Annotated in this window: 21 protein-coding genes and 1 other annotated feature; of the genes, 5 read left to right on the top strand and 16 right to left on the bottom strand. The window is 35.1% G+C overall.

The annotated features are described in order from the left end of the window. Window position 1: 1 nt before the first annotated feature. The 5 genes from larC to Bccel_RS10785 form a co-directional block, all read right to left on the bottom strand. Window positions 2-1,402: a nickel pincer cofactor biosynthesis protein LarC gene (gene larC, locus Bccel_RS10765; RefSeq protein WP_036947352.1), complete on the bottom strand. Its 1,401-nt coding sequence runs from the start codon at window positions 1,400-1,402 to the stop codon at window positions 2-4. Window positions 1,403-1,417: 15 nt separating this feature from the next. After that, on the bottom strand, window positions 1,418-2,164 hold the full coding sequence (larB, locus tag Bccel_RS10770; protein ID WP_201782007.1) for a nickel pincer cofactor biosynthesis protein LarB: 747 nt from the start codon (window positions 2,162-2,164) through the stop codon (window positions 1,418-1,420). A 5-nt stretch (window positions 2,165-2,169) separates the two neighbouring features. Next, the gene (locus Bccel_RS10775; protein WP_036947356.1) at window positions 2,170-3,075 is read right to left on the bottom strand and encodes a Rossmann-like and DUF2520 domain-containing protein; all 906 of its coding nucleotides are present in this window, start codon (window positions 3,073-3,075) and stop codon (window positions 2,170-2,172) included. A gap of 20 nt (window positions 3,076-3,095) precedes the next feature. After that, a protein-coding gene (prfB, locus tag Bccel_RS10780) for a peptide chain release factor 2 (protein ID WP_201781954.1) occupies window positions 3,096-4,206 on the bottom strand; the annotation gives its coding sequence in 2 pieces (ribosomal slippage) (window positions 3,096-4,130 and window positions 4,132-4,206; 1,110 coding nt in all). 43 nt (window positions 4,207-4,249) lie between these two features. Then, window positions 4,250-4,834, bottom strand: a complete 585-nt coding sequence (locus tag Bccel_RS10785) for an ANTAR domain-containing response regulator (protein ID WP_050753367.1) — start codon at window positions 4,832-4,834, stop codon at window positions 4,250-4,252. 532 nt (window positions 4,835-5,366) lie between these two features. Here Bccel_RS10785 and Bccel_RS10790 point away from each other — a divergent pair. Beyond that, entirely contained in the window at window positions 5,367-6,704 is a 1,338-nt protein-coding gene (locus Bccel_RS10790; protein ID WP_050753368.1) for an ammonium transporter, read from the top strand. A gap of 88 nt (window positions 6,705-6,792) precedes the next feature. After that, the gene (locus Bccel_RS10795; RefSeq protein WP_036947360.1) at window positions 6,793-7,131 is read left to right on the top strand and encodes a P-II family nitrogen regulator; all 339 of its coding nucleotides are present in this window, start codon (window positions 6,793-6,795) and stop codon (window positions 7,129-7,131) included. A 246-nt stretch (window positions 7,132-7,377) separates the two neighbouring features. Here Bccel_RS10795 and Bccel_RS10800 read toward each other — a convergent pair whose 3' ends face one another. Continuing rightward, on the bottom strand, window positions 7,378-8,346 hold the full coding sequence (locus tag Bccel_RS10800) for a hypothetical protein (RefSeq protein ID WP_036947362.1): 969 nt from the start codon (window positions 8,344-8,346) through the stop codon (window positions 7,378-7,380). 262 nt (window positions 8,347-8,608) lie between these two features. Continuing rightward, window positions 8,609-9,277 (bottom strand): helix-turn-helix domain-containing protein, encoded by a 669-nt coding sequence (locus Bccel_RS10805; RefSeq protein WP_036947364.1) that lies wholly within the window; start codon window positions 9,275-9,277, stop codon window positions 8,609-8,611. Window positions 9,278-9,514: 237 nt separating this feature from the next. Here Bccel_RS10805 and Bccel_RS28840 point away from each other — a divergent pair, with 237 nt between their 5' ends. Further along, the gene (locus tag Bccel_RS28840; protein ID WP_081927412.1) at window positions 9,515-9,679 is read left to right on the top strand and encodes an aspartyl-phosphate phosphatase Spo0E family protein; all 165 of its coding nucleotides are present in this window, start codon (window positions 9,515-9,517) and stop codon (window positions 9,677-9,679) included. Between the two features lie 40 nt (window positions 9,680-9,719). Here the strand turns inward: Bccel_RS28840 and Bccel_RS10810 are convergent, their stop codons facing one another. From Bccel_RS10810 to Bccel_RS10845, 8 genes are all read right to left on the bottom strand, one after another. Beyond that, complete coding sequence (locus tag Bccel_RS10810; RefSeq protein WP_036947367.1) at window positions 9,720-10,538, bottom strand: Cof-type HAD-IIB family hydrolase; 819 nt, start codon at window positions 10,536-10,538, stop codon at window positions 9,720-9,722. Between the two features lie 10 nt (window positions 10,539-10,548). Beyond that, on the bottom strand, window positions 10,549-11,718 hold the full coding sequence (locus Bccel_RS10815; RefSeq protein ID WP_036947369.1) for an aminotransferase class I/II-fold pyridoxal phosphate-dependent enzyme: 1,170 nt from the start codon (window positions 11,716-11,718) through the stop codon (window positions 10,549-10,551). Then, entirely contained in the window at window positions 11,715-12,194 is a 480-nt protein-coding gene (locus Bccel_RS10820; RefSeq protein ID WP_036947371.1) for an Lrp/AsnC family transcriptional regulator, read from the bottom strand. Before Bccel_RS10820 ends, Bccel_RS10815 begins: the two co-directional genes overlap by 4 nt. Before the next feature lie 109 nt (window positions 12,195-12,303). Further along, window positions 12,304-12,566 (bottom strand) — a binding site (T-box leader). A 67-nt stretch (window positions 12,567-12,633) separates the two neighbouring features. Continuing rightward, on the bottom strand, window positions 12,634-13,086 hold the full coding sequence (locus Bccel_RS10825; protein WP_036947373.1) for a membrane protein: 453 nt from the start codon (window positions 13,084-13,086) through the stop codon (window positions 12,634-12,636). A 178-nt stretch (window positions 13,087-13,264) separates the two neighbouring features. After that, window positions 13,265-13,594, bottom strand: a complete 330-nt coding sequence (trxA, locus tag Bccel_RS10830; protein ID WP_036947375.1) for a thioredoxin — start codon at window positions 13,592-13,594, stop codon at window positions 13,265-13,267. Between the two features lie 173 nt (window positions 13,595-13,767). Next, window positions 13,768-14,799 carry a hypothetical protein gene (locus tag Bccel_RS10835; protein WP_036947377.1) on the bottom strand — a complete coding sequence of 344 codons (1,032 nt, stop codon included), beginning with the start codon at window positions 14,797-14,799 and terminating at the stop codon, window positions 13,768-13,770. Then, window positions 14,796-15,845 (bottom strand): phosphodiester glycosidase family protein, encoded by a 1,050-nt coding sequence (locus Bccel_RS10840; RefSeq protein WP_242853248.1) that lies wholly within the window; start codon window positions 15,843-15,845, stop codon window positions 14,796-14,798. Before Bccel_RS10840 ends, Bccel_RS10835 begins: the two co-directional genes overlap by 4 nt. Before the next feature lie 108 nt (window positions 15,846-15,953). After that, the gene (locus tag Bccel_RS10845; protein WP_036947379.1) at window positions 15,954-16,364 is read right to left on the bottom strand and encodes a putative ABC transporter permease; all 411 of its coding nucleotides are present in this window, start codon (window positions 16,362-16,364) and stop codon (window positions 15,954-15,956) included. Window positions 16,365-16,886: 522 nt separating this feature from the next. On the opposite strand from Bccel_RS10845, the gene glgP reads away from it, so the two are divergent. Next, window positions 16,887-19,454, top strand: a complete 2,568-nt coding sequence (gene glgP / locus Bccel_RS10850; RefSeq protein ID WP_036947380.1) for an alpha-glucan family phosphorylase — start codon at window positions 16,887-16,889, stop codon at window positions 19,452-19,454. A 137-nt stretch (window positions 19,455-19,591) separates the two neighbouring features. Here the strand turns inward: glgP and Bccel_RS10855 are convergent, their stop codons facing one another. Continuing rightward, window positions 19,592-20,377 (bottom strand): HD domain-containing protein, encoded by a 786-nt coding sequence (locus Bccel_RS10855; RefSeq protein WP_036947382.1) that lies wholly within the window; start codon window positions 20,375-20,377, stop codon window positions 19,592-19,594. A gap of 191 nt (window positions 20,378-20,568) precedes the next feature. Between Bccel_RS10855 and Bccel_RS10860 the strand changes: the two genes are divergently transcribed. Continuing rightward, complete coding sequence (locus tag Bccel_RS10860; protein ID WP_036947384.1) at window positions 20,569-21,153, top strand: hypothetical protein; 585 nt, start codon at window positions 20,569-20,571, stop codon at window positions 21,151-21,153. Window positions 21,154-21,176 lie beyond the last annotated feature (23 nt).

Consider the following 21,176-nt stretch of genomic DNA (forward strand, 5'->3'; position numbering starts at 1 on the left):
ATCAATTTCCTTTGTACCTGTTTTTCGTGCCTTGTGTTTCTACATCCATGTACCTGTTAACATGTTCATAAACCGATATAAGAGGCATTCCCGTCTTATTTGCAATATTTCTGCAGTCCTCATACTCCGGAGTCACCTTCTTAATATCTCCTCTGGTGGATATTTTTACTCTCACATCACCAATACCTGTATTGACCTTTATTACTTCTCTTTCCATAACATGCCTTTTAACAACGCTTCTTCTAACCCCAATGGTAGAAGTTTCTCTTAATATTATATCAGCCATTTTCTCTTCATCCTGCTTTCTGCATAATACAGACAGCATATAGGCCGGACGGTTCTTCTTCATATAAATAGATGTATAAAATACATCTGCTGCACCGTTCTCAAAAAGCTTTTCCATGGTAAATCCAAGAATTTCAGAAGTTGTATCATCTATATTGGTTTCTAAAAGCACCATATCCTCCATTAGACTGTCATGGCTTAAGATAGTCCCAATAACCACTCTTAAGGCATTTAGCCTTCCTGTATCTCTTTTTCCGAAACCATACCCTACCTTATCAATGATCATAACAGGCATGCTGCCGAAATTTCTACACAAAGTCTTTACTATCCCTGCACCTGTAGGTGTAATGAGCTCTGTTTTAACATCCTCAATAACCAAAGGAATCTGGGAATTTGCCAGAATTTCCATAACAGCCGGCACCGGAACAGGTATAACTCCATGGGCACATTCAATAAATCCCTGACCATCATGAAGTGGAGAACAATACACATCTCTAACACCCAAAAGGTCAAGACATATGGAGGTTCCAACTATATCTACAATGGAATCTACAGCACCGACTTCGTGAAAATGCACCTCATTAATATCTTTGTTATGAACCTTTGCCTCAGCACGTGCTATTTCCCTGAATACCCTTTTACTCAACTTCTTAACACTTTGCTTTAAGGTGCTTGCATCGATAAGTGCCTCGATGTCCAGAAGATTTCTTGCGTGATGGTGCTCGTCCTCATGTTGGTGATTATGATCACATTCATGATTGTGATCATGGTTATGCTGATTGCTGTGGTTATGTTCATGGTTATGTGCATGGCTATGTTCATGGCTATGTGCATGGCTATGCTGATGGTCATGGCTCATTGATGTCTCCATTTTTAAGTGACCGTTTTGTTCCATACGTTTTACTATGTTATCATACTCTTCATTCACAACAACATTAAAATCAGTCCCTGCAATTCCCTGCCTTGTTGTCTTTTCAATAAGTACTTCGTAGCCTCCCAGGTTTAACTTTCTTAACTCCTCCATAAATAGACCCTTATCAATTCCCAGATCCAGCAAAGCACCGACTGTCATGTCACCGCTTATTCCTGAAAAACAATCAAAATAAAGAACCTTCATATCCGTTCTCCTTAATTATAATCTATTTATCATTGCTGCCAAAAAACCTGCTCCGAAACCATTATCAATATTTACTACTCCAATTCCGCTGGCACAGCTGTTAAGCATTGTTAAAAGTGCCGATAAACCGCCAAAATTCGCCCCGTATCCTATACTGGTGGGAACAGCTATAACAGGCTTGTCTACCATACCTGCAACTACACTTGCAAGAGCACCTTCCATACCTGCAACTACCACCAATACATTAGCCTTTAGCAATATCTCGGACTTTGCAAACAGCCTATGTATTCCGGCAACCCCAACGTCATAAACCCTCACTACCGAATTACCCATGGTCTCAGCTGTGACAGCAGCTTCTTCTGCAACGGGTATATCAGAAGTTCCTGCAGTGACAATCGCTATGGTTTTCTCCGATTTTAATATTTCTCTTCTTTTTACGACTATGATTCTGGCACTCTCATAATAAACAGCATCTTCTGTAATCTCTTTAACCTTTTCGAAAACTTCCGGTTTGGCACGAGTGGCCATTATATTATTGTTTTTCTCCATAAGCTTTAATATAATTGCCTTAATCTGTTCATTTGTTTTACCTTCACAATATACAACTTCAGGATACCCATTTCTCAAGTTTCTATGGTGATCTACCTTTGCAAAACCCAAGTCCTCAAAAGGTAATGTTTTAAGTTTTTCAACCGCTTCATCAACATTTATCTGCCCATCCTTGACATTTTTAAGCAATTCTTTTAAGCTTTCAACTTCTATGGCCATCAGCCCCCTTCCATACTTATACTGTTTTCACCTAACAGACTTCTTATTGACTGTCTGGTCCTATCATCAATACTTCCTTTTTCCAAAGCCAGATCGGCTGTTGCAATGCCCATAATCCTGTAAATTTCTCTTTCCAGGTAACCGCCCTCTTCATTTAATGCTTCAGCATGTCCTCTTATTACATTCAAGTCTCCCCTGGATATTGGTCCTGTAAGAGATCTGATACTTCCCCATTTTTCAATATTATCAACTGTGCCTTTCAATAAAGGCATAAACGCATTAATACCAATATCATCTCCAACCTTTATAGACCTTAAAAGCTTTTCAACCGTATGGGAAAGAGTAACTGTAAAATTGGATATTATACATGCACAAGCATGATATATCGGCTTGTTTTCCTTCTCTATACTTATAACATTTCCATTTAAAGCATCAACTAAATACTTAGCAATAGGATTTATTTCACAACATCCTTCAAACCCGAAATAGACTCCTTCAAATATTTTCTGATCCACTGATGTACCAGCAAATGTTTGAATAGGATGCAAAGAACCTGTGTAAGCCCCTAACCCTGCCAGATCAACAAGCTCGTCTGACGTAAGGGCACCGCTCATATGGAAAAAATATTTATTTTTTATATTTTTCACATCTACAGACTGTGATATTTGCCTTGAAACATTTCTTATTTGGGAATCAGGTACAGTTATAAAAATAATATCCGAACTTATTACTGATTTACACAAATCATTATCAAGGCAAATTCCCAGTTGTCTGCACAGGCTTTCTTGTGATGCACCTCCAATGCTATAAAGCCCTGAAATATTAAATCCCTTTAATTTCAATGCTATAGCAAGGCTGCTTCCAAGTTTGCCTGTTCCAACTACACTTATGTTCTTTGAAGTCATGACAACACCTATACCAACTGTTACTTTTTATCCACATTACTTGACAGGAAAGAGTTTATAAATCCATCGATCTCTCCGTCCATAACAGAATTAACATCACCAATTTCAAAATTCGTCCTATGATCCTTTACAAGGGTATATGGACAAAAAACATAGGACCTTATTTGACTTCCCCATGCAATATCCATTTGAATACCCTTCAAATCTTCTATTTTTTCTTTCTGTTCACGTTCCTTAAGCTCTAACAGCTTAGATTTAAGCATCTTCATGGCAGTATCCTTGTTTTGAAACTGGGATCTTTCTGTCTGACATGCTACAACAACTCCTGTAGGTATATGAGTTATTCTAACCGCAGATTCAGTCTTGTTAATATGCTGTCCTCCTGCTCCACTGGCCCTGTATGTGTCTAATCTTAAATCTTCTGGATTGATATCAACTTCCACATCATCATCAAGCTCAGGCATAACATCCAATGATGCAAATGAAGTATGCCTTCTTCCCGACGCATCAAACGGGGATATTCTCACCAGCCTGTGAACTCCTTTTTCTGACCGTAAATACCCGTATGCATTTTCACCGATAACATGGATAGTTACACTTTTTATACCGGCCTCTTCACCATCTAAAAAATCCAGTATCTTCACTTCATAACCTTTTGTCTCAGCCCATCTGGTATACATTCTTAAAAGCATTTGTACCCAGTCCTGTGCTTCAGTACCTCCTGCACCGGCATGAAGAGTCAATATGGCGTTATTCTTATCATACTGACCTGTAAGAAGTGTTTCCAATTTAAGTTTTCCAAGCTTCTCCTTTAAAGTTTGTATACCTAAAGAAACCTCACTTATTATACTTTCATCATCTTCTTCAATTCCTAACTGATTTAATGTCTTTATATCCTCTAAATCCGCAACAAGCCCTCTATAGCCATCAACCCTGGCCTTTACGTTTTTAAGCCTCTGCAGTACCTTTTGTGAATTTTCTAAATCATTCCAGAACTCTGGTTCTGATGCTTTTTGTTCTAACTCCGCTATTTCATCATCCATTGTGGCGATGTCAAAGTGAAGCCCCCATTTCTCCCAGTTCTATTGTCAAAGCATCAATTTCAAGTTTGAATTGTTCAAGCTCTAGCACTAAAATCTCCCCTTTATTTTTTATTTTATAACTTAGTAATATTTTAGTCATTCCTTAACTCATAAGCAAAAATAATTGCTTCGGCCAATGCTTTAATTGGTGTCCGTGTATCCATACTCTTTTTTCTCATTCGCTCATAAGCATCGTTTTCACTTATACCTTCTCGCTCCATAAGTATCCATTTAGCCCGTTCAACTGCTTTTCTTGTTTCATAGTTCTCAGTCATTTCACGAAGCTTCCTGTCTAGCTTTAAAATCCTTTTAAAACTTAATAAGGCCATTTCAACTGTATGGATAAACAAATCCTTACTTAATGGTTTTGGACAAAGAGTCACTATCTTTGATTTTTCCTGCAAATCCTCAATCTCAACATCTTTATTCTGACCAACCAATATGCATGCACACAGCATCTCATCATCAATAGTATCTATAACTGGCATAATGTCACGTAACTGCCGCCCCATATCTATAACAACAAAATCCGGATTGTAACTTCTTATAAGCCTTAGAAGCGAGATAGAATCTGAACAATTGCCTAAGAACATAAATCCGTATGGGTTGAGAATGTTTCTTATGGAAATTTGGCTAGGATTATCAGCAGCTGCAACTATATATTTTTCACTAGACATTAAATAACCGCCTTTCAAATTATTAACGGTATTTTAGCTTTAATATTTAATATATCAGATTTTATTGATAATTAAAAGTACATATTCCATATAATTTAATATATCTAAACTATATGTATTGCACTAGTAATTTTACATTTTCTCTTATTCATTTATTATTATAACAAACACTTATGCAAGCTATGTTAAAAGTGTTAATATTCTAACTACAAATAAATGCTCTTATTACTATAATTATTTCCTTTTGTTGCTTGTTCAAAACAATTAAAATTCTTTAAAAATTATTCAAACAGATATTGCATAATAAAAATTATTCTGCTATAATAAAACAAAGTTGAATATTTTTTTCAAGTAAGTAAAGATGCTTACCCGTATTTTAAATACTGGTGGGCTTTTTTATTTTCAAATTAGTAACGAATCCCATCGAAGTGATTCTCATTTGGAGCTCCAATAGAAATTATCAATGTCGATAATTCCAACTTTCATTTTAATCGTGAAAATTAAAAATTAAAAAATTAATGGAGGAATCGATATGAACAAGAAAATTATGTCATTTATATTAAGTGTATTAACAATTTTAAGCATACCAATGATGATTTTTGCCGAGGGAGAAGCAAAAATCGATACAGGCGATACTACCTTTTCTATTATATCAACAGCACTTGTATTTATTATGACACCAGCACTGGCCTTCTTTTATGGCGGAATGGTTAGAAAAAAGAATGTGCTCAACACAATGATGAATTCATTTGTAATGGTTGGATTGATCTCCATCCAATGGGTTCTTATAGGCTATACACTTGCATTCGGTCCCGATAAAGGCGGTATAATCGGTGGTCTTGACTTCCTTGGATTTAACGGAGTAGGAGCAGAACCCAATGCAGATTACGCAGGAACAATCCCTCATGGGGCTTTTGCAATGTACCAAATGATGTTCGCAATTATTACCCCTGCACTTATAACAGGTGCTTTTGCCGAAAGAATGAGATTCTCCGCATTTTTAATATTCACAACACTTTGGGCAACGCTTGTATATGATCCTCTAGCACATTGGGTATGGGGCGTTGGCGGATGGATAAGAGAACTTGGTGCTCTTGACTTCGCAGGCGGCACTGTAGTCCATATAAGCTCAGGTATAGCAGGCTTGGTTGCTGCACTTGTTTTAGGAAAACGTAAAGGCTATAAGATAACACCAATGATACCTCATAATATACCATTTGTCCTTTTGGGTGCTGCAGTATTATGGTTTGGCTGGTTCGGCTTCAATGCAGGTAGTGCACTTGCAGCAAATGGGCTTGCAGTTAACGCATTTATTGTGACTAACACAGCAGCAGCAGCAGCATTACTGTCATGGATAATTGTTGAATGGCTACATCATGGAAAACCTACTTTATTAGGTGCTGCCACAGGATGCGTAGTAGGATTGGTTGCCATAACACCGGCTGCCGGCTTCGTCACACCATTGTCTGCAATTATTATGGGACTTTTGGTAAGTCCGTTAAGCTACTTTGCAATAAGTGTTCTTAAGCCCAAGTTTGGATATGACGATTCCCTTGACGTATTCGGTTGCCATGGAGTAGGCGGTATATTTGGTGCTTTGGCAACAGGAGTGTTCGCTTCAAAGGCAGTTAATCCACTTGGTGCTGATGGTTTACTCCATGGTAACCCTGGACTTCTTGGAGTTCAAGCCATAAGCGTTCTGGTAACTTTAGTATTCTCTGGAGTGCTTACATTTGTTATACTTAAGGCAATATCTCTCTTTGTGAAACTTCGTGTTAGTGAATCAGATGAAGATGAAGGTCTGGATGTATCTCAGCATGGTGAAGATGCATACCCTGACTTCGCTGCAGAAGAAGGTATTGCGTTATAATATCTTTGAAAATGTGTCTAAGGAAATTGTGGTGTTAGCTATTATAAGCACCATAATTTCCAGGATATAAAAATAAGAGGTGAGGAAAATGAAAAAGATTGAAGCAGTTATTAGGCCAGGTAAGCTGGAAGATATTAAGGAAACTCTTAGCAATTTCAATATTCATGGACTGACAATCAGCCAGGTTATGGGCTGTGGGCTGCAAAAAGGCAGAAAGGAATATTATCGAGGTACTGAAGTTACATTAAATCTTCTTCCAAAAGTAAAAATTGAAATAATAACAAAAGATAATCATGTGGAAGAAATAATCAACCTTATTATGAAAGAAGCAAAAACCGGTGAAGTGGGTGATGGCAAAATATTCGTATATAATGTAGAGGATGCAGTAAGAATCAGAACCGGTGAGAGGGGCGAATCAGCCATTTAATATTAATAACTTTCTAAACAAAATCACGAAACGATTTTGTTTAGCCCTGATTGTTGTAGTGGGAAATTGTGGTGTTGAATACACTATAATTTCCCAGACATAAATAAAACACTTTAGGCTATCCCTTATTAAGTCTAAGGTGTTTTATTTATGTCTGGGAAATGTTTTGCAATAATTAAAATAATAGAACGTTTTTTTGAAAAACATATAATTAAAAAGCAATTGGTAATATAATGCAATGTATCTTTATAGGAACACATACCTGCCTTCCAATGTTATATTCTCACCACTTAGTAAATGTACTCCATTACCATTGATTAAGTTAAAGTATGTCTTACCATAAGACTCGGTAAATATCGTCGGCAAATTATCGGGTATATTTTTAAATGTTCCAATGCCTATTTTGTCATTTATACTGCAAAAAAGTATATGTTTTTTATCTTCTGACCAAAGTGAAAAACTGTTTATTACTCCTACATCTTTTTTAGGTCCAGATTCAGAATATTTTTTAATTGAATTCATATCACCATTATTATATTGAATTCCGCCTTTCCACCCGTAATTTTGTGTCTGAAGCCCATAGTATTTCATAAGAAGTATATCCTCTAAAGCAGTAGTTTTAATGTTAATATCAAATTGTCCATTATCCGCTTCTATCTGTATTTCTTCTCTTAGTATACCTCTTTCAGACTTAATGGTATTATATCCCCGAATCAAATTGGTTATTTGTATAATAACTGCTCCCTTTGTTACGGTATTTTCTTTTACAATAACATCATTTGACTTTACATCGAATGAAAATGTCTTGCCTGTCTTGTAATACTTTTTGTCACATTTAATACTATGCCAACCGCCTGTGAAGGCACATCCCCCTCCATCGCCATTGTCAAGTGCCTTAACCATATAAGGTCCCAACCAATCGGTACACGCCTGCATAAACAATTGAGCTTTTTTACCGATAACAGGACTCACCTGATCACTACTGTTTTTTTCCAGATAAATTTTTTTAAAATTCACCATTTGATTGATACCGCATTTTCCAATGACAACATGCATGTCGGTATTTTTTTGATATCTAAAGGAAATGACCACATCATCTCCCTGTTTTATTACCTTTTGAATAAAATTGCCTTGATCAGCAAATGATATTGAATGAAAGTACAAGACAGAATAAAATATTGCTAAAAATACTATTATATTTTTACACCGTGACATATTTACAATCTCCTAATTTTAACATTTCTGCAATATAGCAAATAAAAAACGCTTTAATATTTAATTGTTACAGATTTAGAATCTCCCGAATTAGATATAGTATTTCTGCAATATAATAAAATAAATTAGCCTTTTTGTAAATAGATTGAACAATGAACAAAATCGGCAGATCAACCCATATGGTCAACCTGCCGAATATATTTGTTAATTCTTTATTGGTTATTTAATAACATAAGTAATACTTATATTCTTAATGTTTTAACTAATTCTGCTTGTTACTTTTAAAAGAGTTTATTAAAGGCTCTAAAGCTAAAGGAGGCATACCTGATTCTTGTATCTTTTTAGCCAGCCTTAAATATTCTATACTGCTGTCTTTAAATATCCATTTTCTTAATTCTTCATCAATAAGTCCCATTTCTCCCTTTGTATCTTTTCGTGCATGATTTGCGTTATTAAGTTCTTCCTCTCTCTTATATAATTCCTTTTCTTTCTCATACGTAAATAAAGTATTATGTGTATAAAAAAATGTCTCTCTAACCCCTGCATATTTTGCAATTATCTTCAATGTAGCACTAAAGGGCATTCTCTCCCCCCTAGCATATAATTCAAGCATTTCGGGAAATATCATTGTACCCATCTTCTTACTAATACTTTCAGACATTTCCTTAAAGGTCATACTACCTCTTATCAAATCAATATTTCTGCCGACGGTTAAAGCGTTAACATCCTTACACTTTACCCTGCCGAGTAAATAATCTACCGAAACACCAAAGTAATCTGCCAATTTTTTAAGAACATCATAATCAGGTTCTCTCTTGGCAAGCTCATATGAAGCAACAGCTTGACGCGTCAAGCCTAAATATTCGGCAATATCCTTTTGGGATAAACTCTTTTCCTCCCTCAGCTGCTTCAGCATCCTTGAAAAATCCACTTTTGTTTCACCTCAAAAAGTATTCTTCCATATATAACAAACTCACTTTTAATCATAATATAACATTATTGTATATTAACGCAACATTTTGTTTGCACAAATTTGTTTTTTTATTGACAGCAACGTTCTGTTGCCTTAAAATTAAATTAAGTTATTATTGTTGATATTCTATCACAAAATAATTGAATGTAAAATACTGAATTTGATTTATGAAGTAATGGGTTTTTGGAGGTTTCTATGTTAGAGCAGTTAGAAGAGTTGCGTAACAAGCTATACGAAGTAATGGATACAGGCAATACCGAAGACATATTAAGAATTAGTCAAGAATTGGACGATTTGATTTTGTTCTATACAAAAAATAATTTTAAAAACATTAATGTCAAAGCAATAACTAATGCCTAATAGCTGGAAATATAATATTTTTCTAAGGGTTATTTAGGCGTTAGTTTAAAATTTGTTCAATGGCTATGGCTACTCCGTTTTCATCATTTGTTGCGGAGATAAAATCAGCAATTTTCTTAAGTGATTCGTCAGCGTTACCCATCACGATTTTGTACTGGGATTCTAATAGCATGGATAAGTCATTCTCACTGTCACCCATAGCTACAATCTCATACTCGCTGTATTCGCTGCTCTCACTTACAATCACCAAGGCCTTGCCCTTATTTACATTTTTATTAACAACTTCAATGTTATCATCACCTGAACACATAACATTCACTGTATCAATTTCCTCTAAAAGATGCCTTACTTCAATCAATTGCTGCCTGTCTTTAGAAACCATTAAAAATTTGGATACATTTTGACTGCTCTTATTTACAACTTCCTTAAAATCGGAAACAACCCTTATGTTTATCCTGTATTCCTCCGGAACCTCAGTATTCTCAATCCAATATAGAGGCGTAGGGCATTCACCCATTTCAGTAAACATATCGTGATCAATATACGCATGAAAGTATATTCTCTTTCTCCTGCATATATCAATAATTTTATAACAATCTTCTTTTCTTAGGAAATCGGAATATAACAACTTTTCTGTTGCTATATCCCTTATTTCCGCACCATTACAGGATATTAAAGGCCCCTTTATACCAATCTCATGAGCAAACCTCTTGGCCGATTTAAATACCTTACCTGTACATATTATTACCTTTAGCCCTTTTTGTTCTGCATTTCTTATAGCATCTCTGTTTTCTTTTGAAACTCTCTTGTCGCTGCTTAAAAGTGTTCCATCCAAATCAATAAATATTAATTTACTCATATTTCACCATTTACTTTTTTAATGAAGATACAAACTTTTCAACCCTCTTCAGTGCTTCTATTATATTGTCAACAGAATATGCGTAGCAAGCTCTTATAAAGCCTTCACCGCCCTCACCGAATGCAGTCCCTGGTACTATGGCTACTTTTTCCTCTGAAAGCAGTCTTTCACAGAACTCTTCCGACCTTAAACCTGTTGATTTTATACAAGGAAATACATAAAAAGCACCTAACGGCTCAAAGCATTCCAAACCTACTTTCCTAAAGCCATCAACCATTACTCTTCTTCTTCTGTTGTACTCTCTCCTCATCATCTCAATGTCACCATCACCGCTTTTCAATGCCTCAGTCGCTGCATACTGGGCAGTTGTTGGAGATGACATTATAGCGAATTGATGTATCTTATACATTGCACCAATCAGATCCGGATGACCACATGCATATCCAAGCCTCCAGCCAGTCATTGCATAAGATTTTGAAAATCCATTAATTATAAGTGTTTTATCTTTCATCTCAGGATAGCTGGCAATTGACACATGCCTTCCTTCATACGTCAGTTCCGAATAAATTTCGTCAGATAACACAACAATATTCTTATCTTTAAGGATTTCCACAATTTTATCCAAATCTTCCCTTGTCATTATAGCCCCTGTTGGGTTATTGGGAAAAGGAAGTATCAGAACTTTAGTCCTTGGAGTTATAGCTTTTTCAAGAAGCTCCGGCGTCAATCTGAATTGATCTTCTACTCTCAGATTGATTATTACCGGAGTAGCACCTGTAAGAATCGTACAAGGTTTATATGCAACAAAGCTGGGTTCAGGTATTATTACCTCATCACCTGGACCTACCAGAGACCTTAATGCGATGTCGATAGCCTCACTTCCGCCTACTGTGACAATTATCTGATTTTTGGGATCATATCCCACATTAAATTTTCTTTTATAATATTTTGATATTTCCGTCCTAAGCTCTATAAAGCCGGAATTAGGGGAATAATGGGTATGCCCCTTTTCTAAAGAATATATTCCTGCCTCTCTTACGTTCCAAGGCGTTACAAAATCAGGTTCTCCGATACTAAGTGAAATTGCATCTTTCATTTCATTGACAAGATCAAAAAACTTCCTGATCCCTGAAGGCGGAATATTTTTTATGGTTGGAGTAATCATATCCGACATTTTCATAATATTATTGCCTCCCTGTCATCCTTAGTTTTCTCTTCAAAGATAGTTCCCTTATCTTTATATTTCTTCAATACGAAGTGGGTTGCCGTACTCAATACGTTTTCCAATGGTGCGAGCTTCATTGCAACAAACAATGCCACCTCCTTCATTGTCTTTCCTTCAACTATTACAGTAAGGTCAAAGCCTCCTGACATTAAGTAGCAAGCCTTAACCTGAGGATATCTGTAAATTCTTTCAGCCACTTTGTCAAAACCCTCTCCCCTTTGCGGAGTGACTTTTAATTCAATCAATGCTGTAACACTTTCTTTGCCTGTTTTTTCCCAGTTGATCATTGCAGTATAGCCAGCTATTGTATTGTCCTCTTCATAATTTTTAATAATTTCCTTTACTTCATCAACAGTCTTTCCAAGCATAACTGCCATTTGCTCCTCTGTCAATTTGGCGTTATTTTCTAATAGTTCTAAAATCTCTTCCATAGCCACTCTCTCCTTTTCCTTATATATTTATAATGCTCTTTGTGAATCTTTAATTATTATTTACACAAACCATCTTTATATAAAACAATAAAAAAACTCCTTCCCCAAAGAAAGGGGCGAAGGAGTATTCCGCGGTACCACCCTAATTAGCACACAAAAATGCTGTCTCAACCGATACAAAATATACCGTTCCTCTATAACGCGAGGTCTCGTCATCTTCTAATGTCCAATACAATTTATATTTAAATAGTATCGGATTTCTCAAAGTGAATCTCCAGGGCTGCTTTCTATATAGTCCTTTGTTAGTCTTCCACCTGACACTAACTCTCTTTAAAATTACCTATATATACTCTTCCCCCTCATTGATCTTGCACACATATTAATTTTTATTATTATTAAGTATTATACGAAACTAAATTTAAAATTTCAACACTTTTAATTAAATATCTTCTTCGTCCTCGTCTTCAATTACCTCTGTAATCTGCTGTTCAAACTTTTTAAGTCTTTGTATTACCTCGCTCTTCAAACTTTTTAATTCTCTTCTTACATCAACAAGTTTTTCCTTTTCACTCTCAATAGTCTGTTCAAGCTTTTTCTTTTCTTCCAATGCTTCTTTTCTAGCATCTTCAAGGATAGCTTCGGCTTTTTCGTTAGCTATTATTATAGCATCGGCTATCTTAACCCTATCTTCATTGACCTGGCTCATCCTTCTCTCAAGATCCTCATATTTTATTCTGAGTTCCCTGTTTTGATTTTTAAGCATTGAAATTTCATTGTCTTTCTGCTTAAGTCTATCATCAAACTCCTTAAGCATCCTTTCGATATAAGCATTTACATCAGACTTCGCAAAACCACCCATAAATGAACTTCCGAATCGTTTTTCCCCTGACATTTGCAGTGCCTCCTCTATATATAGTTAAATCATATTAATAAATTAGTATATAAATTAAATAATTTTATCAGAATCATTATATAGCAAAAATTGCTTTTTATCTACACTAAATGTTTTATCAATTTGCGTACTTGATTTCACTATACATATTCAATAGAAATTCGGAAATTCCTCTTTTTTATATGTTCTTTTCTATAACATCCTGAAACTCGGATTTAGACCTTGAACCTACAACTTTATCTGCAACTTCGCCATTTTTGAACACTAATATAGTAGGAATGCTCATAACCCTGTATTTCCTGGTCAACTCACCCTCATTGTCGACATTTACCTTGCACACTTTTACCTTTCCCTCATATTCATCAGCTAATGAATCAATTATAGGTCCGATTGTCATGCATGGTCCACACCAGGAAGCCCAAAAATCAACTAATACCGGCTTATCAGATTTGATAACCTCATTTTCAAAATTATCCTTTGTAATTATTAACACCTTTTCACTAGCCATAATAATCCTCCATTCATTAAGCTACAATATTAAAACTGCATTAAATCTGCTTATTCCATATACGTTGAATCAGTATTACCAATCCATCTATTTAATACCCTGAGCTAGAAAAGCTAAACAAAAATGTTAAGCCATGATTAAAAAATAACATCCGCTATAAATTTCGCTCATGTTTAATCTATATTATCTACAATTAACTTATCATTTACTGAATATACTATATAATTATCCAATATTTCAATAAATTCACCTTCATATTCTATTTCGGCATTATTCTTAAGGTTAATAACTACTTTATTGGGTTTGTTGACCAAATAAACATTGCCATTCTCTGTTACAATTACATCATTTTCATCACTAGCAGCCTTTAGACTTATTTCATTCCATTTGCTGTCTGATTCCTTATCCTGTTTTCTATATAGTAGTTTATTGACTTTTCCTTCGGAATCTTTATTTCCAATATATAAATTATCTTCGGCATCGAGGCCTATGAGCGAAGCCTTACCATCTATTTGCACACGATTTTTGCTTTTACGTTTTCCATCCCAAAGCATAATTCTGCCTTTTCCATCCTCATAAAATAATTTATCCGAAAGATTAGCTTCCTTTATCCTCGACGAACTGTCAAATATCATTATATAATTTAAATTATCCATTATGTCAAATTTATAAATCCTTGCTCTTGTTGAGCTTGTTTGCACCTTTACATAAATAAGATTAGTGAAAAGAGAAAATTCTATGTCCGTTACCTCACTGTTTTTAGCCAATCCCGATATTGCAGGATAGCTATGGGTATTACCCGTTTCAATATCTTTAGTCATAACATTTACTTTTCCTGACTTAAGACTGCTAACAGAGTAGATTACTATATTCCTGTCAGGCAACCACCTGTAGTAATTTATATCACCGGAATCATCCTCTATTGTATCTTTTGACTTTTTATTTATAAGATCATACACATGAATTTTACCGGATAATAACCAGGCAGCATGATTTCCATCATAGGATACCTTTAATTGGGTTGCCCCTTGCTGAATTTCAACACTTTTCTTTTCTACTTCAACTGTTTTATCACTCACCTCATAGCTGGTTGCTTTGATCTCATGCTCCTTAAGCAAAAAGTCGTAATTAAAATATGCGAGTACCAATATCTGCAATATAATTGATAATATAATCCATTTATAAACCCTTTTTAATAATTTCACTTGCTGCCACCAGCCTTTCCAGGCATCACCATGAATACTGATGCTACAGCACGCTCTCCTAATCCATCAGTCGGTTTGTTTATAATCTTTCCATTAAAATACATTGTAGTTGATGAGCCGCCGTCTAAGTTAACGGCATTTTTTGCATTATATTTTAAAAATATATCCTGAACATCACGCAGTGTGGCACCTAATGAACCAGCCCTTCTGCCGTCAATTACCAATAAAATGACAGTTCCATCGGCTCTTTGGCCAATAGCAGTCCTAGGTGCTATTCCCCATCCTCCATCACCTCTTTTGATGGTTTTTTTTCCGTTTACTATAAGAGGGGGTCCGAAACTCACTCCTTCTTTTACTCCATATTCATTTAAAAGCTGATTTACAGAATGCTTTCCAACTATTAGCATTTGGTCGGTAAATGCAGCTGAATCCTGTTTTATAGTATTGCTTTTCTGATTTACAACAACTTTCCCATCATGAATAATATATCCCATAGGTGCCCCTCCGGTGCCTGTCCAACCAACATCCATGAAACCGCCTGCGTTTATTGCAGCGATAGCTCCATTTCTTTTTGCAATGGAGCTGGTAGTCTCTCCGGAATTTGGAAAGTTTTTGGAATAGCCAACCTTAATTCTTGATGGATCGTATACAAGCATAAGCTTTCCTTCAAAACTTCCGCCATCAATGTTATACACTTCTATTTTATCATCATGGTTCGAACCAAAACTAAGTTTCTGTAATACGCCTCCATTATCCAAAGGGTCTTCGGCAAAGCTTTTGGAGATAATTCTATTTATAGCTTCATCGCTCAAAAAAAACTTTGCAATATACTGATGTGTAAAGGTATTCCATGACATACCTGTTATAGTACCCTTCACATTTTCAAAAGGACCATAGAAAATCAATATCGGCAGTGTAACACCGGTAAAAAGTATTTCAAATATCAGGAATATCAATATTTTAGTAAATATATTTCCTCTTTTATTCTTTTTGGTTATAACTCCATCATCCGTGTCCTGGATTTTTTTAATTTTAAATTTCCTCACGAAAAAATTCCCCCCAAAGTTATATCAAAAGTGATTAGTGACACTTCAACGTAAAAAATTACTAAGTTCTATACAAAATATTTTTATATTAGTCCTCATATTATAACTCTATACTCTGTTATCTAAAATGTAAACATCCAAGGTCCTGTGAATCTTCTCAAATATCAGGCCTGCTGCAAACCACCAGGGAGCATAATCCAATCTGATTAGTCCATCAACAGCATAAGGCCCACTATATAACCATGGCTTAAGGTTTATGATATTCTCCAAAATAAAACCCGTAGCATATTCTATTCCCCATATAACTAAGACCCAAATTATTCCCCTGGTAATCCACCTCCACCTACTTATTATATCATGAATGGGTTCAAGAAAAACCGCCAATCCGTATATAAAGAACATCCATAGATTAGTAAATCCACTTAATCTTAGATCTCCAACCATTAATGAGTGCATTCCAGTCCATATTACTTCAGTATTCCATCCAATTAATCCATAAATAATGTATCTTTTTATCATACAATTATTTTTCTTAAATTTCAAAATTTTTATTTGAGCAATATTTAGCTTTTCTTGATTTCATTAGTATATTATCTATTAATATATATATTTTTTAAAAAAACTCTACCAAAATTCCCGAAATTATGATATTATGTTTTATATGAATTTTATTCTTTTTTAAGCTTTTATTTGCAACAAAGTATTAGTTTGTACTTTGTCATTGTTTATATGAGTGCTTTTCCAAATAGTTTCTTCATCAAATGTTTAACTGTTTTTTCATAATATGTTTTGTGATTAATATAATAATTCTGTGTCTAATGTTTAGTGATAAGCTTTGCATTGTTGTTTTAATATCATGTAAATTTGCACTTTTATATTTAATTGTAAAATTTCTTTAAAATCTAAAGAATAATTAATTGAATATTGTTTTACGTAAAAATAAACAAAAAGCTTAAAGTATTAATTGATTTTTATATAATTTGATATTATTAATAAAAAATTGGTAATAATAAATAATACGATAATAAATGGAGGTTGCATATGTATCTTTTAGGAAAGATAAAAGTAACAGCTGTAATACCGCAAAAGCTTAACAGGTTAAACGATATTGCATATAATCTATGGTGGTCATGGAATTCTGATGCAATAGACCTTTACAGGGAGATTGACCTAGCTCTTTGGGAAAAGCTAAATAAAAACCCTGTAAGATTTTTACAGGAAGTTAGCCAGAAAAAGTTGGAACAAAAGTTGAACGACTCTGACTATATGCAACGTTATGAAGAGGTTGTGGCAAGTTTTGACCGTTATTTGAGCGAGAAAGATACCTGGTTCAATAAGAATTATCCTGATAAAAAGGATAATATGATTGCATATTTTTCAGCAGAGTATGGCTTAAACGAGGTTTTGCCTATTTACTCAGGCGGTCTGGGCGTTCTATCAGGTGATCACTGCAAGTCTGCTAGTGATTTGGGAATACCTTTTACTGCAATAGGACTTTTTTATAAGCAAGGCTACTTTAGTCAGAGAATCAACTATGACGGATGGCAGGAAACTAATTTCACAGATTTAAATGTTTCTCAGCTTCCAATAACTCCCGCACTGGATAAAAACGGTGATAGGGTAATGATTAATGTTGAACTGCCTGGAAGGGTTGTATTTGCACAAATATGGCAGGTTAAAGTTGGACGTGTCAGTATATACTTTATGGACACCGATGTGGAACAAAACAACGACCATGATCGTTCCCTAACTGCAAGGCTTTATGGCGGTGATCAGGAAACAAGAATTCAGCAGGAAATATTCCTTGGTATTGGCGGAATAAGGACATTGGAAGCACTTGGCATTAAGGCTACAGTGTACCACATGAACGAAGGCCACTCATCCTTCATGGGACTGGAGCTGATGAGAAAACTTATTCAGGAGCACAAAATTCCTTTCAAACAAGCAAAGGAAATTGTGTCTTCGTCATCCATATTTACGACTCATACACCTGTTCCCGCCGGAAACGATGTATTCCCAATCCAAATGATTGACAAGTACTTCGGCAATTTCTGGGGCCTTTTAGGCATAAGCAGACATGAGTTCCTTGACCTTGGCCTCAGGGTAGGAGAGCACCAGAACTTTAATATGACAGTACTGGCCCTTAACCTGTCAGGTAGGAAAAACGGTGTTAGCGAATTGCATGGTGCCGTGTCACGTAACATATTTAATAATGTATGGCCGGGATTACCCGAAGAAGATGTACCTATTACACATATAACCAATGGAATACACACATTGACATGGCTTTCGCCAAGCATAAAGCACATATTCGATAAATACCTCGATGCAGATTGGAAAGAAACCCTGTATGACAGATCTATCTGGGATAAGGTTAATAACATACCAAGTGATGAGTTATGGAAGACTCACAGTGTGTTAAAAACTAAAATGATCGGATATATACGCAACAAATTGAAAGAACAAAAAATTGCAAACGGAGAATCTGCTGAAAGCATAAAAGAAGTTGATTCCGTTCTGGATTCCAATGCACTCACTATTGGTTTTGCAAGAAGATTTGCCACATATAAGCGTGCAAATCTCATATTCAGGGATGTTGCAAGAATATTGAAAATACTTAATAATCCAGAAATGCCGGTTCAGATAATATTTGCCGGTAAAGCTCATCCTGCCGACAGACCTGCACATGAAATAATCAAAAATATCAATGATATTGCAAAGCAAGAGGGCTTTAAAGGGAAAGTTATTTTACTGGAAAATTACAACATGACCCTTGCCAGAATAATGGTTCAGGGTGTTGATATCTGGCTCAATAACCCAAGACGTCCTCTAGAGGCCAGTGGAACCAGCGGCCAAAAGGTTTGCATAAATGGAGCTATTAACTTCAGTATCCTTGACGGATGGTGGTGCGAAGGCTATAATGGCAAAAACGGATGGGCAATAGGTGATGATACCTATTATGATAATGAGTATAACCAGGATAATGCAGATAGTGAATCAATTTACAGTATTCTGGAAAACGAGATAATTCCAACGTACTATCACCGTGACGAAAACGGTATACCTGTAAAATGGGTTGATGTAATGAAAGAATCCATTAAATCATTAACTGCTCAGTATGGTACACACAGAATGGTTCAGGAGTATAACAACAGGTTCTATATTCCTACCATGGAAAGGGTATCTAAAATAACAGCCAACAAGTTTAGCTTCGCCAAGGAATTAGCTGATTGGAAGGCCAATATTGAGAAAAACTGGTCCCAGGTACAGATTATATCTGATAAAAGCATGAACCAGCTTAAAGAACAGGAGACTAAATCAGGTGATACTATAAAGATCACAACTTCAGTTTATCTTGGCAGTATTGATCCTGGAATGGTTAAGGTAGAAGTATACTATGGCAGTATCGGCAGAAATAATCTGATCGAGAATGCTGAAATTATTGAAATGAAACTTGATAGCAAACTGGAATATGGCCTTTACAGATACACTTCCGACATAACTTTCTCCGACGGCGGAGAGTATGGCTATACATTCAGAGTAGTACCTTTCCACCCTGATCTTATAAACAAGTTTGAAATGGGATTGGTAAGATGGGTGGTTCAATAAACCATAAGACCTTTTTTCCAGCTTCGATATAAAAGATCAAAAGTCTTTTATATCGAGGCTGTTTTTTATGTTATTAAAACTAAAACTATGTATAACCTTATAAACTCTTATATCATTTGTTAACTATTACTTATAAATTACTGATTCTCAATAAATGAACTTATATACTCTCTCAATCTTTCATATACATTTTTAATTTCATTGGTCATAGGCAATGAATCAATAATTGCCTCTAAGTACCCTCTCTCTAAAACCTTCATAAGCGTAATCTTATAATTTATATCATATATCCATGAAAGCCTCAAAAGCTTCATATCATCAGAAGTCTTTGTATCACTGAATTTTATACTTTTAAGATTCATTACGCTTTCCAATATATTTCTGGATATACCGGTTACTTTTGATGATTCACCTACTTTTAAATGTTCATAGCTTTCAGGACTTTTATAGTAGTCTGCTAAAATACCCAATATATCAAGTTTATCAGCATCCCTTATTAGCATTGCAAAAGTCAGAGCTCTTTTATCGTCCATCTCAGGCAGATTTAATGCATTGTGATTACGAATTGACATTACTATAACATCTCTTTCATAATCTGTAAGCTTATTTAATACTTTTTTTTCAACAAGAACTTTAATGCCAAGTTCCGAGTGATTTTCCGACCTGGCGTCAGAAAAAGTCCTATACCTGAAAAATTGCTCAAACCTTCCGATATCATGGAATAATGCAATTGTATTTGCCATAATAAGATCGTTCTCATCAAGTCCTATACCTTTCCCAATATTGGTGATATTTGAACATACTCTCATAGTATGTTCTTCCTTTAATTTTAAGTTAAAATTTATTTCCTCATCATCAGAATAAAAACCTTTAACATATTCTGCAAAAAAACTATTCAGCGATTCAAACACATATTTATCCATCAACTACCTCCATTTATATTCTATATTAAAATTATTTAGCAAAACATTTGGAAGAGCACAATATCAGATGCCTCTTGTAATATTTTAGCACTCCAAATATAATAATAGTATTCCATTTATTAAAAGTGATTAATCTTTTCATTTGTCTATCTATCATTTGAATATAAACATATTAAAAGGAGGGTTTATTTATGAAGCAAAAAATAACTGTAGAAGATTTGAATTCCCTGACCCCTGAACAAAAGCAAAACCTTAATTCTCTATGGAAGCCCAATAAATTTGATCACGCCGTTGCATCCATTTGTAAAAACATTGTTAATGAGGAATATGAGGATTACGAGTTTGTCATAGGCAATATAGAAATATACAATGGTTACAGGATCTTGCTTTATGATATAGCTAATATCTGTAATGAAGATCAGGACAACTCCGAATCGGATGAAGAAACCTGCCAAAACGTCGATGAAGATGTAGACGATAATTATGATAATGATCAAAAAGAGATTGAGGAAGATTATGACCAGGATCAGGATTTCAGTTTCTGCCGTCCCAGTTCCTTTATAAAGGATGAGTGCCTGCCGCTTCTTACCATTGGGCACATGATCGAAATTTTAGGCAGGACCACCCCATCACATGGGCAATTTTATCTATTCGCCGAATCAGGTGACATTTTCTGCGAAATAGGCAATAGAGCTCACTCAAACGATTATGGATTTGATCTTGAAAGCAATGAACTTTGCGACGTTTTATGGGGACTAGTTAAAAATGCATTATAAAAGCATATAAATGTTTTAAAGCA

This window comes from Pseudobacteroides cellulosolvens ATCC 35603 = DSM 2933, assembly GCF_001262605.1.
GTDB lineage: Bacteria > Bacillota > Clostridia > Acetivibrionales > DSM-2933 > Pseudobacteroides > Pseudobacteroides cellulosolvens.